General features: G+C 67.4%; 10 protein-coding genes. All 10 read right to left on the reverse strand.

Features of this window, described 5'->3' with window-relative positions:
- Window positions 1-383 precede the first annotated feature (383 nt).
- On the reverse strand, window positions 384-1,442 hold the full coding sequence (locus NGM28_RS22985) for a serine/threonine-protein kinase (protein ID WP_252091643.1): 1,059 nt from the start codon (window positions 1,440-1,442) through the stop codon (window positions 384-386).
- Complete coding sequence (locus NGM28_RS22990) at window positions 1,439-2,167, reverse strand: PP2C family protein-serine/threonine phosphatase (protein ID WP_252091644.1); 729 nt, start codon at window positions 2,165-2,167, stop codon at window positions 1,439-1,441. The genes NGM28_RS22985 and NGM28_RS22990 overlap by 4 nt, the downstream gene beginning before the upstream one ends.
- A complete protein-coding gene (tssM, locus tag NGM28_RS22995) occupies window positions 2,167-5,694 on the reverse strand; it encodes a type VI secretion system membrane subunit TssM (RefSeq protein WP_252091645.1) in 3,528 nt (1,175 codons plus the stop codon). The genes NGM28_RS22990 and tssM overlap by 1 nt, the downstream gene beginning before the upstream one ends.
- Before the next feature lie 14 nt (window positions 5,695-5,708).
- Window positions 5,709-6,578, reverse strand: a complete 870-nt coding sequence (gene icmH / locus NGM28_RS23000; protein ID WP_240066733.1) for a type IVB secretion system protein IcmH/DotU — start codon at window positions 6,576-6,578, stop codon at window positions 5,709-5,711.
- Between the two features lie 2 nt (window positions 6,579-6,580).
- Window positions 6,581-7,912 (reverse strand): type VI secretion system baseplate subunit TssK, encoded by a 1,332-nt coding sequence (gene tssK, locus NGM28_RS23005; protein ID WP_240066734.1) that lies wholly within the window; start codon window positions 7,910-7,912, stop codon window positions 6,581-6,583.
- Window positions 7,909-8,415 carry a type VI secretion system lipoprotein TssJ gene (tssJ, locus tag NGM28_RS23010; RefSeq protein WP_011531914.1) on the reverse strand — a complete coding sequence of 169 codons (507 nt, stop codon included), beginning with the start codon at window positions 8,413-8,415 and terminating at the stop codon, window positions 7,909-7,911. The genes tssK and tssJ overlap by 4 nt, the downstream gene beginning before the upstream one ends.
- 5 nt (window positions 8,416-8,420) lie before the next feature.
- The gene (gene tagH / locus NGM28_RS23015) at window positions 8,421-9,602 is read right to left on the reverse strand and encodes a type VI secretion system-associated FHA domain protein TagH (RefSeq protein WP_252091646.1); all 1,182 of its coding nucleotides are present in this window, start codon (window positions 9,600-9,602) and stop codon (window positions 8,421-8,423) included.
- Window positions 9,603-9,620: 18 nt separating this feature from the next.
- Window positions 9,621-9,761 (reverse strand): hypothetical protein, encoded by a 141-nt coding sequence (locus NGM28_RS23020; protein WP_011531912.1) that lies wholly within the window; start codon window positions 9,759-9,761, stop codon window positions 9,621-9,623.
- A gap of 83 nt (window positions 9,762-9,844) precedes the next feature.
- Window positions 9,845-11,365: a sigma 54-interacting transcriptional regulator gene (locus tag NGM28_RS23025; RefSeq protein ID WP_240066737.1), complete on the reverse strand. Its 1,521-nt coding sequence runs from the start codon at window positions 11,363-11,365 to the stop codon at window positions 9,845-9,847.
- Window positions 11,366-11,375: 10 nt separating this feature from the next.
- On the reverse strand, window positions 11,376-13,994 hold the full coding sequence (tssH, locus tag NGM28_RS23030; protein WP_502943885.1) for a type VI secretion system ATPase TssH: 2,619 nt from the start codon (window positions 13,992-13,994) through the stop codon (window positions 11,376-11,378).
- Between the last annotated feature and the right edge of the window lie 7 nt (window positions 13,995-14,001).

The raw sequence follows: 14,001 nt of genomic DNA on the forward strand, positions 1-14,001 counted from the left end.
GAATCAGATACTTAGAAAGCACGCATATCCATTTAGGTGTTCTTTTCAACTTTAACCATTCAAAAGTTGCGCAACTTCTTGCGCAGTGGTGGCAAAAAGTTGCGCAGTTGGCTGTACATGACGAATATCAAGGCCTGCATCTAACTATCCACACACTTATCCACATTTGAGTGCGCAACTTCTTGCGCAGTTGACCGGAAAGTCAGAAACAAAAAAACGGTGGAAGCAATAGCGTTGTGTTGAGTGGGCCGGCCTCTTCGCCAGCAAGCTGGCTCCTACAGGTACGGTGCTGGTGCTGGGTACCTGTAGGAGCCGGCTTGCCGGCGAACACCGGCGAAGCCGGTGCCATGCTCCGTATCGAACCCATGCCCACCGTGGGTTACTCACGTGCCGAACCTTGACCAAAAGCCGCGCGCGGCAAAGGCATCGCGCAACTGCGCGACGCCGATGCTGCGCTGCCCGGGGTCGAAGGCCAGCGCCGTGCGCAACGCCGCCCAGGCCTTGGCCGGCATGTTCTCCGGCACCCGCAACGAATGCTGCAGGCCCTGCTCGCGGGCCTTGAGCGACAGCACGCGGTCGAACGGGTGACGGCCGGTGACCAGCTCGTACAGCACGCAGGCCACCGCATACAGGTCGCTGGCGGTGCTCGGGGTGCCGCCTTCGAACAGCTCCGGCGCGGCATACGCTGGGGTCCAGGCCTCGAAGCGGCCATGGCTCAGGTGCGGCAGGCCGGCCAGCGGGCCTTCCAGGGCCATGCCCAGGCCGAAGTCGAACAGGCGCAGGCCGTCGTCGGTAAGCATCACGTTGCTGGGTTTAAGGTCGCCATGCACCACGCCCTGGCCGTGCACGCAGGCAAGCACATCGAGCAACGGCACGGCGATCTCGCGCACCTGCGCCCAGGCCAGGCCCATCGGCTGGTCGCAGAGCAGGCGGTCGAGGGAGGTGCCGCGCATCAGTTCCATGGTGATGAAACCACGGTCGCTTTCCGGGTCGACGGCGAAGCCTTGCAGGCGTACCAGGTTGGGGTGGCGCAGGCGGCTGGTCAGGGCGTACTCGTTGAACAGCAGGGCGTTGGCGTCCGGGGCGGTGGCCAACTGGTCGCTCATCAGTTTCAGCGCCAGCAGCGGTTGCGGGTCGCCGAAGCGCTCCTGCAACAGGTCGCGGGCGCGGTACACCCGGCCCATGCCGCCCGCGCCGAGCAGGCGCTCCAGGCGGTAGCGCCCGGCGAGCACGTCGGGCAACGGTGGCAGCGCCCGCGCCGGGGTGGCGGCCGGGGCCTGCGCGGTGGCAGGCGCCCGCCCCTTGCCCCGCCGTTTGCGCCGGCCCTTGCCGGTGCGGGCGGGCTCGGGCGCGGTGGCCTGGTTGAATGCGAAATAGGTCGACTCGCTGTCTTGCTCGAGTGCGTCGAGCACATCCAGCGCGTCGCCGCTGCCAAGGTTCATCGGTGGATCACCACTGCGGTCAGGTTGTCTTTCGCCGAACCGCCCAGGGCGGTTTCGAACAGGCGTTGCAAGGCTTCGCCGGGCGAGGCCAGGTCCAGCGCGTGGCCCAGGCCACCGCTCTCCACGCCGTCGTACAGGCCGTCGCTGCACAGCAGGAACACATCACCCGGGCACGCCTCGAACTCCAGCACTTCCAGGGTCAGGCTGGCGCTGGCGCCGACGGCACGGGTCAAGGCCCGCGCCGAGGGGTGCTCGCGGGCCTGCTCGGCGCTCATGCGCTCCTTGTCGATCAGTTGCTGCTGCAGCGAGTGGTCGCGGGTCAGCTGGTACAAACGCTGGCCGCGCCACAGGTAGCAGCGGCTGTCGCCGGCCCACACGCAGGCGCCGCGGCGGCCTTCGAGCAGCAGGGTGACCACGGTGCTGCCGATGATCCGCGCCTGGCCCTCGACGCTCACGGTGAGCTCCTGGCCGAGCCGCCGGTTGATCCAGTGCAGGCACTGGCGCACGGCGACCACGCGCTCGTCGAACGTGCTGCTGGCCGGCAGTTCGGCCAGGCTCTCGACGATCATCTGGCTGGCGACATCGCCAGCCTCGTGGCCGCCCATGCCATCGGCGACTGCCCACAGCCCCTGCTGCGGGCAGTCGAGAAAGGCGTCCTCGTTGCGCGCACGGACCTTGCCCGGGTCAGTGCGCGCCGCGCTGCGCCAAGGGGAGGCAGGCTGCATCACAGCTCCCCTGGCAGGCGGAAGCCGCGCAGCACGTTCATGTCGAACGGGTTCGGCGCACGCTGGCTGGTCAGCAGGTAGTTGGCGCGCATGCCGCCGACATTGGCCTTGAGCACCATGGTGTCGCGGCCCTTGAGATACTCAGTCTGCATCAGGTCGAGCAGGCGGAACAGCGACCACGGGCCGCCATTCTTCTCCAGCGCCATGGGGCGGCCGTTGAGCTGCTCCAGGGTCAGGCTGCTGTTACCGTCCTGGGCCTCGGTCGGCCACTTCAGGCTGGTGGAGACGATCGGGCCGTGGCGGTAGTCGATCACCGTGTCGCCAAAGCGGAACTCGGCGCGGCTCACCGACGGGTCGAGGGTGTACGGCTCGAGCTTGAACTGCACCTGCGGCTCTTCCGGGTTCTGCGCGAAGAAGCTCTGGCGGATGGTCTGGGCCGCGCCCATCTGCTCCAGGTACGCCCTGGCCATCGGCAGGCTCTGGCCATCGAGGCTGCGCAGGCGGAAGGTGCCGGCTTCACCGCTGACGAACGGGCGCATGTAGGTGTCGAAGAAGCGGTCCGCCACGCCTTGAGCTTTGAAGAAGTCGCGGAAATCGCTGATCGCCACGTCACTGGTGCCATGGGCGTTGAACGGATAGCGCGACTCGATGGCACGGCCATAGAAGCTGTACAGCTCGCTCTGGTAGCGCTGGTTGAGATAGCTGTAGGTGTCGTTGAGCACCATGCGCCAGATGTCGTCGGACAGCAGGTTGAACCAGCCTGCCACTGGCCGTGGCAGGCGCGCAGTGCCGTTGCGCAGGCTGCTCAAGGCATCGCGCTGGCCCGACATGCGCGCCTTGGCCATCTGGTACGACGCTTCCTCGGCCTGGTTGGAACGGGCCAGGCCGGCCATCTGCTGCTGCAGGTCGTTGAGCGCCTGCATGGTCGGCGCCAGGTCGGGGCCCGGGCCGTTGTTGTCGTCGAGCAACCGGTGCAGTGGCTCGAAGCGCCGTTGCAGGGCCATGCGCGCGGTGTCCGGCAGCGGCTTCTTGGCCAGGGCATCGCGGGCCTTGTCGGCCACGGCGCCAGCGACGGCCGCGCCGCCCTTGCCGAGCTTCTTGGCGGCGGCCTTGCCAGCCGCGGCTTCGGCCGCCTGGTTGCCTTCGTCCGGGGTTTCCGCCAGCACCGGGAAGCGGGTGTTCTCGCGCACCTCGGTGAGCAACAGCAGCAGCGGCGAGTTGGCGGCGGTCAGCGCCGACATCTGGTCGGCGCTTTCGCCCGCATCGTTGAACGGGATCAGGCCGACCTGGTTGATCGCCTCGCCCCAGTAGTTGGCGTAGTCGCGGAAGTACAGCTGCTCCAGCTCGACCATCAACCGACGCATGTCCATGTCGCTGATGCCGCTGCCCTCGCCCAGCACCCAGTTGTCGCGCAGGATGTCGTTGACCAGGTTGGCGCCCTGCACCGAGAAGTACTGCTGGTAACCCTGGGAGGTGTAGAAGCCGGGGATCGGGTAGTCGATACCAACGAACTGGCTGGCCTGCGGCCCGAGCTGCTGGCTCAGGCGGTATTCCGGCAGGCTGCGGGCCTGTTCGCGCAACACCCGGTAGACCACGCTGGCCAGGGACTCGGCGCGCAGCACCTGGCGCGCCTGGGTCACCAGGGCGTCGTTGAGCGGGTAGGCGAACGGCTGCTCGAGCAGGCGCCCGAAGTGAGCGTTCAGGCCTTCCTGCACGGCGGTGTTGCCGGGGTACTGCTGCGACCAGCCGGCCGCCACCCAGTCCTTGAGCCAGCCCTGGTCGCGGCGGTCGGGCATGCCGAGCATCAGGTAGGCGCGCAGGCTGTTGAGCAGCCGCTCACGGCTTTTCAGGTTGCCACGAATCTGCCCTTCGACCATCTGTGCCACCCGTGGCAGCAGGAGGGTTTCCAGCTCGCGCTGGTAGGCCGGCTGCAGCACTTCGTTGGCCGGCACGCCCTGGTACAGGCCACCGCGGTGCAGCCACGAAGCGTCGCTGCGCTCAGGGAATACACGCGAAGCCTGCCAGGCGGTGTCCAGCGGCTTGAGCGCGGCCAGGGCGTCGTCGCGGGCGCCCAGGCCGACGTGCTGGCGGTGCCATTGCTGGCCCAGCTCGCGCACCTGTTCCAGGCGTTCATGGTTGCCGGAGAAACTGCCGGCCCACAGCACGCCGAACAGCGCCAGCGCCGCGAGGGCACCAAGATAGACAGCACGCTGGCCCCAATGGATGCGTCGACGTTCGCGCTGGTCGAGGCCAGCCAGGTCGTACTCGGGGAAGATCACCCGGCTGAACAACTGCAGGATGAAACGCGAGCGCCCCTGTGGCGCGGCTCGCCCGGGCTGGCCGGGATGGTAACCATTGTCGCTGTCCACCTGCGGCGCCTGGTGCGGCGCGCTGGTCAGGTAGAAGCCGCGCAACTGGCTGGCGCGCTGGTAGCGGTTGCCGGTGAAGGCGGCGTCGACGAACAGGCACAGCTGGTCGCCGATGCGCCCCAGCTGGTGCGGGAAGTCGAGGATCCGCGCCCGGCGCAGGGTGTTGCGCTCGTGGTGCATGCGCTGGGTAACCTGGTCACCCAGGCGTTGCAGCAGGCCCTGGAATTCCTTGGCCAGCAGCTCGGTGTCGGCGCCGTTCTGGCCCTTGCCGAAGGTGATGCCGAACACCTGTTCGTTCTCTTCGCGCGACTGCTGGTCGAAGAAGGCGTCGAAGCCTTGCAGGCGGTCGGTCTTGCTCAGCACCAGGTATACCGGCACCTCGACGTGCAGGCGCTGGCGCAGCTCCTGCAGGCGCGAACGGACTTTCTGCGCCAGGTCGTTGACCGCGGCCTCGCCGCCGAGCAGCGTGTCCAGCGGCACGGTGACCACCACGCCATTGAGCGGGCGGTTGCGCCGGCGCAGGCGCAGCTGGTCGAGCATCACCCGCCAGGCGCTGCCGTCGATCTCGCTGTCGGACTGGTTGAGGAAGCGCCCGGCGGTATCCACCAGCACCGCTTGCTCGGCGAAGTAGAAGTCGCAGAAATCGCCATTGGACGGATCACGGGCGAGCTTGCGCTCCAGCGCGTTGATCGGGAACTCCAGGCCCGAATGATCGATCAGGCTGGTCTTGCCCGCGCCCTGCGGGCCGAGCACCAGGTACCAGGGCAAGTCACGGCGCCAGCGTTCGCTGCGGCCACCGTAGAGGCTCGAATGCTTGAGGGTCGACAAGGCATGCTTGAAGCGGGCCTTGATCTCCTTGCCCTCCTCTTCCTTGCGCTCTTCACGCTCCAGGCGCTCACGGCCGTCCTCGCTCTCAAGCTCGGCTTGCTTGCGGTTGTTGGCGCGCCAGCTGGCGAACACCATCCACAGGCCCCACAGCAGGAACAGCACGCTGATGGTCAGCAAGCGCGCCGCGGCGTCTTCCCAGAATTTGTTGTCGGCCACCGCCAACAGTGGCCCGGCGAACCACACCAGCAAGGCCAGGGCCAGCACCAGCAGCAGGCTCCAGACCCAGGTCTTGGCGAGGAAGGCGCCTACTTTCTTGAAAAAATTCTTCATCACAGGTCCTTGTGTCACGGCCGCGGTTGGGCCGCAGGCTGCTCAAGCGTCTGGAAGGGTTGCAGGACGGTCGCGCGCTGTTCCCCCAGCACCCAGGCGAAACCGGAATACATCACCACCAGGCACACCAGGGTGAACAGCGCCACGCTCCACCACGGCACGATGCGCACCGGGCTGTTGCGCAACTGGTCCAGGCCTTCCCAGCGCGGCGACAGCTCGCGCGGCACATCGCCACGCAGCTGTCGGATCTGCCGGAACAGCGCGTCGCGAATCCCCTCCAGCTCGGACATGCCGCGGTCGATGACCCGGTACTTGCCCTCGAAACCCAGCGACAGGCACAGGTACATCAGTTCGAGCATCGGCAGGTGCTTGACCGGGTTCTTCGACATGCGGTCGAGCAGCGAGAAGAACTTCTCGCCGCCGAAGGTCTCGTTGTGGAAGGCGCTGAGCAGGCTCATCTGCGACCACTGGCTCTCGTTGCCCCAGGGGGTGGTGACCACCGCCTCGTCGACCACGGTGCACAGCAGGTAGCGGGCCACGGTGACCTGGCCGTTCTCCACGCCCTCGTAGTGGATGCGCGCCTCGAAGGCGCGCACGCAAGCGCTCAGGCGCTCCTTGAGGTTGTTCAGGTCTTCGGCGGTGTCGCTGTGCTTGAGCCGCACCACTTCCGAGAGCAGTTCGCCGGCGGCGGCCACCAGTGGGTTGAGGCCGACGCTGAAGCTGCCGCTGGAGGGCAGGCGCGCCGAATAGACCACGCGCTGCTCCAGCGGCTCGGCCCGCGCCGAACCGCCCAGGGCGGTGAGCGCCTGCCCTTCGGGAGCCGAGCCATCCTGGTTGAACAGGACGGTCTTGTCGTCCTGGGGGGTATCCATGTCCATGCTCATGCTCAGTTCCTGATGGCCCAGAATTTCAGTTCGAGATCGGAGAACTCACTGGTGACGTGGAAGGCGAAGCCACCGGAGCCATCCATCTTGGCGCGGTCGGCGGCATCGAGTTCGACGATGAAGTAGGTCTTGTTGGCGTGGAACGGGATCTGCCGCGGCGCCACTGGCAACGGTTTGACCTTGAGCCCGGGCAGGTGCAGGTTGACCAGCTGGCGAATGCGCTCCACCGGGCCGACCTTCAGGTGCGACGGCAGGCGCTGGCGCAGCTCCTCGGACTCGCAGTTGGCGCTGGCCGCCAGCACGAACGAGGCGGTGGTGAGCAAGCCCGGGTCGTGCAGCGGCGAAACCAGGATGCCGTACTGGCGCTGCTGCAGTTCCAGCTCGATGGCGTGCTGCTCGAGCACCATCGACAGCACCTGGCGGATCGACTCCATCAATTTGCGGAAGCTCGCGCCCTGGTCGCTGTGCTGGTAGCGGGCGTCCAGGCGCGGGCGCTTGGTGTCGCTGGAGAAGGTCGACAGGTCACCCAGCATGATCAGGAAGGTGCGGTACAGCTCTTCGGGGTGCACCTGCTCCAGGCTCAGGTAGTGGCGCAGCAGCAGTTCGGTACGGTTGATCAGCTGCAGCATCATGAAGTCGCCAACCTCGGCGCCACCGACCTTGCCGTTGGAGCGGATACGCTCGGCCAGGGTGTCGCCGCGCAGCGCCAGCATGCTGATGACTTCCTTCAGGCACGACAGCAGGTACACCGAGGAGTGGGTGCGAATGAAGGTCGGCACGAAGTCCGGGTCGAGGCTGATCACGCCGTCGGGCGAGGTGTCGAGGATCTCGCAGACCTTGAGCTTCACATAGGCCTGGTCGGTCTGCTGCTCGCCCAGCAGCAGGCGGAAGTCAGGGCGCGCGCAGTTGATCTGGCTGCTGTTGTCGTCGCCGGCGTTGGAGTCGGCCACCTCCACCTCGTAGGTGGTGTAGCGGGTCAGCACGTCGGACTGCTCGGGGCGGCGCGCCTCGATGTGGTTGCCGGTGACCAGCGGCAGGGCCATGAAGATCGGCGTGGCGCCGGTGTTCGGCGGCACGTCCAGGGCCAGCGGCTCGCTGCTGCCGTCGAGCTCGAACAGGCTGCCGTCGGGCAGGATGCCGGCGGCGCGGCTGATCACCAGCTTGCCCATGTTGAGGAACTGCAGGTCGATTTCCAGGTTGATGAAGCCCCAGGTATAGGTGCCCAGCAGCTGGGTGCGGGTCTTCATCTGGCTGTCGTAGTAACGGTCGTTGTGCTGGAAATGCTGAGGACGCAGCAGCATCCCTTCCTGCCAGACTACCTTGTGCACATTCATGGGCGCTCACCCGCTTGTGCCACTGCCGGCACGCCATTGTGGATACCGGCCTGGTCCAGGTAGAAATTGGCGGTCACGCGCTCGCCGGCGCGGATCGCCTGCACCCGGCGCCACTGCGCCTGGTCGAGGTCGCGGTAGGCGGCCATGATGCCGACGAAGCGGCTGTCGGGGTCGATGCTGAGCTTGAGGGTCAGGGTCTCGCCCGGACGCAGCTCATGCTCCTCGCTGGCCACCATGTCGGGCGACAAGGCTTCTTTCGGGCGCTGGTAGAGGCTGAAAAAATCGGTGGTCTCGAACGCCACCGGGTGCTTGAGCTCGAACAGGCGCACCACCACCGGCGACGGCCGGCCATTGATGTCCAGGTTGAGCTGGTCGGTGGCGGTCAGCGTGAGGTCGAGCTTGGTCATGTGCGAGTACGGCGACAGGGCGCTGCAGCCGGCCAGCCAGGACAAGGTGGCCAGGGCCCACGTCGCCCTGAGCATCGTGCGGGTGATGCGAGTCATGGAAATCATCCTTGCGGGTCGTGATGAAGGGAAGCGATCAGGCGCACCTGCTCTTCGTAGGTTCGGGCGAAGTCCTTGGCCAGCAGGCGCTCGCTCCAGTCTTCGTTGCCCATCAGGGCCTGGTGGTAGCGCACGTAGGATTTCCAGCGGCTACCGAACAGACCTCTGCGGCCCTGACGCTCGAACTGCAATACCAGCTGTTCCGGGGCGAAGTGCTCCAGGGTGCTGCGCAGCGCGTGGCGGCTGGCGCCGAGCATGGCCACTTGGTGCGCCTGCAGGTCGCGGAAGGCTTGCGACACCGCCTGCTCGGCGGACATCTGCCCGCCACGGCGCGGCTTGAGCAGCTCGCCCAGCACCTGGTCGGCCTCCAACGGCGCCTTGATCGGGTTACGGCTGGCACCTTGCGGGGTGGTCAGCGACAGGCGCAGTTCGTTCTTCAGCTCGCTGCGGGTACGCAGGCTCTGCTGCAAACCGCCGATGCTGTGCCGCAGCAGCCCGGCGGCCTGTACCGCCAGGTCTTCGCGGGCCTGCTCGTCGAGGTTGTCCATGTCCACCCCAAGGGCGGCGCCGAAGCGCTTCCAGAAGGCGTCGTCGCGGCGCTCGCGCGGGGCCGGCGCAGGCGCGGGCTCGGGCGCGACGGCTGGCACCAGGGTCGGCACGATCAGGCTCTCGCGGTCGATTTGCGCGTAGTCGGCACGCTGGCGGGCCGGTGGCTCGGGCATGGCCATGGCCGCCAGTTCGTCCATCGGATGCAGGCGGGACTCTTCCTGGTCCAGCGCGGTGATCGGGTCAAGTTCGAGGAAGGCGTCGTCGGGGATGATGTTGCCGCCCGGCATGCCCAGGCTGACATCCATGCCCGGCTCGCTGTCGATCAGCCGCGCGCGCACTTCGATGTCGCCCAGGCGGTACACCGCGCCCTGCTCGATGCGGTACGGCTCGCCCTTGCGCAGCTGGGCGCCGCTGCTGGCCAGGCGCACGCCGTTGCTGCTGATGTCGGTCAGGAAGAACCCGCCGTTCTCGTAGGTGATCTGGGCGTGATGGCTGGACAGGTGACGCTTGTCATCCTCGATGCTCCAGTGACAGTCCTTGGCCCGGCCGATCTCGCCGCCGGCACGGCCGAAGGTCTTGGTCGGCGAGTCGGTGCGGCCGTGCTGGCGTTTGTCGAGCAGTTCGAAAACCAGTTCCATGGTCAGGGCTCCTTGTGCTCAGTTGCCACGATTGAGGGCCTGGGGGTCACCCAGGGGGCGGTAGCTGTCGTCGTCGAACTTGTAGTTGCCACCGCAACCAGCCAGGGCGAACGCGGTAACCAGGGCCAGCAACGTGACCCGCCAGTGACGGTGAAACATCGGAACGACTCCATGTACGGATGAGGCATGCGCCGCCACGGGCGCGCCTGGGTGGGAATAGGTAGGTGTCGGGGTCATGCCGGTCAGCCCTCGCAATCGCCGATCTGGATGTTCAGGCGCCCCAGCCGGTACAGCAGGGTGCGCCGCGGCAGGCCGAGCTCGCGGGCTGCCAGGGTCTGGTTGCCGTCGTGCTTGCGCAGGCAGTCGAGCAGCAGGCGGCGCTCGACCTTTTCCAGGCGCTCGCGCAGGTTCAGCTCGCTGTCTTCCAGCGGCGGCTCGGCCAGGTTCAAGGCGAAGTGGCCGACCTCCAGCTCATCGCCTTCGCACAGCAGCACTGCGCGCTCCACCAGGCCCTTGAGTTCGCGCACGTTGCCGGGGAAGGCATAGCCATCAAGGTGATCCAGGGCGGCCTGGGACCAACCTACCGGGCTGCGCTGGAGGAAGTCGCAGGCCTTGTCGCAGAAGTGCCGGGCCAGGGTGATGACATCGCCGTTGCGTTGGCGCAGCGGCGGCAGCTCGATGGGGAACTGCGCCAGACGGTAGTACAGGTCTTCGCGGAACAGGCCGTCGCTGACCATCTGCGCCAGGTCACGGTGAGTCGCGGCGATGATGCGCACGTCGATCTTGTGGGTGACGTTGGAGCCCAGCGGGCGGATCTCGCCTTCCTGCAGCACACGCAGCAGCTTGGCCTGCAAGGCCAGGGGCATGTCGCCGATTTCGTCGAGCAACAGAGTGCCGCCGTCGGCGGCGTCGAACAGCCCCGGGCGGTCGCGCTCGGCACCAGTGAAGGCGCCCTTGCGATAACCGAACAGCTCGCTTTCCAGCAAGCTCTCGGGGAAGGCCGCGCAGTTCTGCACCACGAATGCGCCCGAGCGACGCGGGCCATAGTCGTGGATGGCGCGGGCCACCAGCTCCTTGCCGGTGCCGGTCTCGCCGCGCAGCAACACGGTGTAGGGGCTGTGCAGGACCTTGCTGATCATCTGGCAGGTCTGGCGCATGGCCTGGCTCTGGCCGATCAGTCCGTAGCTGCTGGCGGCGATCGGCGCGGTGCTGGTTGCCTGGGGTTGTGGCCCGGGCTGGCGCAGGCGGCGCAACAGCTGCAATTGGCCCATGGCGAAACCACCCAGGCGGCCGAGTGAGTCGGCGAAGCCTTCCAACGCGCCGCGCTCGCGGTTCACGCACAGCAACACCCCGGCGACGCGCTGCTGCGCGGTCACCAATGGCACTGCCAGCAGCGCCTGCCAGGGTGTGTTCTGGCAAGGCAGGAAGCTGGTGTCAAACAGGCTGGCGGACAGTTCGGCGATGTTCACTACACGGTTCTGGCACAGGGCGAACTGCAACAGCTGCTCGCCGTTGTAGTCGGCCGGCAGGCTGGAACAGTCACGCGCCAGCAGCTTGCCGTCGAGCCAGGCGGCTTCGAGCCCGAGCCGGGTATGGGTCGGGTCGAGCAGGTACACCTGCACCAGCGGGCAGCCACTGAGCCCGGCCACGGCCTGCACCAGCGCCTGCAACAGGCACTGGTCGTCCGCCGCCCGGGCCAGGTCGGTGAAGGTGCCCAGCAGCGTCTCGGCATAGGCCAGCGGGTGCGGCACGTGCGCGAACATCACACCCACCTCAGGCAAACTCGCAGATCACGCCGGCATCCGCGTCGAGGGTGGCGTGCACGCGGCTGATCGCCTCGCCGCTGGCCATGGCATCGAGCAGGCGGTCGGCCACCTTGGGCAGCACGTGGGTGTCGATCAGGTGATCGATCAGGCGCGCACCGCTTTCGCTCTGGCTGCAACGCTCGGCCAGGTGGTCGACCAGTGCCTGGCAGTGGCTGAACGCCAGTTGCCGGCGCTGCAGGCGCTCGCCCAGGCGGCCCAGCTTGATCTCGATCAGCTCGCGCAGCACCGGGCCACCCACCGGGTAATACGGCACCACGCGCATGCGCGCCAACAGGGCCGGCTTGAAGTGGCGGCTGAGCACCGGGCGGATATGCTGCTCGAGCAGCTCGGCGTCCGGGCGCTCACCGTTCTCGCACAGGGCGCTGATCTGGTCGCTGGCCAGGTTCGAGGTCATCAGGATCAGGGTGTTGCGGAAGTCGATCTGGCGCCCTTCGCCGTCGTTGGCCACGCCCTTGTCGAAGATCTGGTAGAACAGGTTGAGCACGTCCGGGTCGGCCTTCTCCACCTCGTCCAGCAGCACCACCGAGTACGGTTTCTGGCGCACCGCCTCGGTGAGCATGCCGCCCTCGCCGTAACCGACATAGCCGGGCGGCGCGCCGATCAGGCGCGAGACGGTGTGCTTCTCCTGGAACTCGGACATGTTGATGGTGGTGATAAAGCGGTCGCCGCCGTACAGCAGGTCGGCCAGCGCCAGCGCGGTCTCGGTCTTGCCGACGCCGCTGGGGCCGACCAGCAGGAACACGCCCACCGGCGCGTCGGGTTTGTTCAGGCCTGCGGCGGTGGCGCGCATGGCGCGGTTGAGCGCGTGCACGGCCTGCTCCTGGCCACGGATACGCGCGCGCAGGTCGTCGGCGAAGCTGATCACCTTGGCGTTGTGCTCGCGGGCCAGCTGGCTCAGAGGCACGCCGGTCCAGGCGCTGATCACTTCGGCCACCAGGCGCGGGCACACCTCGGCGCTGACCAGGCGTTCCTCGGCCTGGGCGTCGAGCAGGGCTTGATGCGTCTTGGCCAGGCGCTGCTGGAGCTGTTCGCGGCTTTCACCGACAACGGCTTCCTCGCCCTCCTCGCCTTCGCTTGGCACTGGCGCTTCGACAGGGGCGTTGGCGACCTGCTGGCGCAGCTCCAGCACCTGCTCGGCCAGCTCGCGCTGACGGGCCCAGCGGGCGTCCAGCTCGATCTCTTGCTCATGGGCTTCGGCCAGGCGCTGCTCCAGGCGCTCGAAGGCTTCCTGGTCGATCTCAAGCCCCGCCTCGGCATCGCGGCGCAAGGCGTTGCGCTGGCGCTCGCCCTCGGCCAGCTCGGCGCGCAGGCGCTCGAGGCTGTCCGGTGCAGCAGCCAGGCTGATGCGCACACGGGCGCAAGCGGTGTCGAGTACATCGACGGCCTTGTCGGGCAGCTGGCGACCGGTCAGGTAGCGCGCCGACAGTTCGGCTGCGGCAACCACGGCGTCATCGCGCAGGTAGATACCATGGCTTTTTTCGTACAGCTGGGCCAGGCCACGCAGGATGGTCACCGCCTCGCCCACGGTCGGCTCGTGCAGTTGCACCGGCTGAAAGCGACGGGCCAGGGCCGGGTCCTTCTCGAAGTACTTCTTGTACTCGGCCCAGGTGGTGGCGGCGATGGTGCGCAGCTCGCCACGTGCCAGCGCCGGCTTGAGCAGGTTGGCGGCGTCGGAGCCACCGGCGTTGCCGCCTGCGCCGATCAGCGTGTGAGCTTCGTCGATGAACAGGATCACCGGGCGCGGCGCGGCCTTGACCTCGTCGATCACGCCTTTCAGGCGACGTTCGAACTCGCCCTTGACGCTGGCCCCGGCCTGCAGCAGGCCCATGTCCAGCGCCAGCAGGTCGACACCTTGCAGCGCCGGTGGCACTTCACCGGCGACGATGCGCGCGGCCAGGCCTTCGACCACCGCAGTCTTGCCCACGCCGGCCTCGCCGACCACGATCGGGTTGTTCTTGCGGCGGCGGGCGAGGATATCGATCATCTGGCGGATCGACGCGTCGCGGCACAGCACCGGGTCAAGCTTGCCGTCACGGGCCTGCTGGGTGAGGTTGTGGGTGAAGCGCTGCAGCATCGATTCGCCCTGGGGGGCGCCAGCGGCCTTCGGCGCGGCCGGCTGCTGCGACAGTGCATAACCCTTGAGGCGCTCGATATCCAGGCCCGACAGCAGCTTGTGGTAGCGGCTACCGGCATAGCGCAGCGGGTTGCGCAGCAAACCAAGGATCAACGCGGCCTGGTCGACCTGGCTCTGCCCCAGTTCGAGGTTCGAGACCAGCAACGCATCCTGCAGCCACTGCACCAGCTCCGGCGCAAACACCGGGTTGCGAGTGGCGCTGTGCTCGACATTCGGCTGCAGCGCGGCGCTGAACTCGCCGACGTCGACTGCCGCGTCCTGCAGGGCTCGCTGCAGCAGGCTGTCGCTGCGCTCAAGCAGCCCCAGCAGCAGGTCCTCCACCAGGATCTTGCTGCCGCCGCGGGCCACACAGCGCTCGGCGGAGCGCTCCAGGTCGCGGCGGCTGTCGGCGTCCAGGGCCTGGACGAGTTGTTGCAGGTCTACGTTGATCATGGCCATT

Source organism: Pseudomonas sp. MWU13-3659, assembly GCF_023757525.1.
In the GTDB taxonomy this organism is placed as follows: domain Bacteria; phylum Pseudomonadota; class Gammaproteobacteria; order Pseudomonadales; family Pseudomonadaceae; genus Aquipseudomonas; species Aquipseudomonas entomophila_E.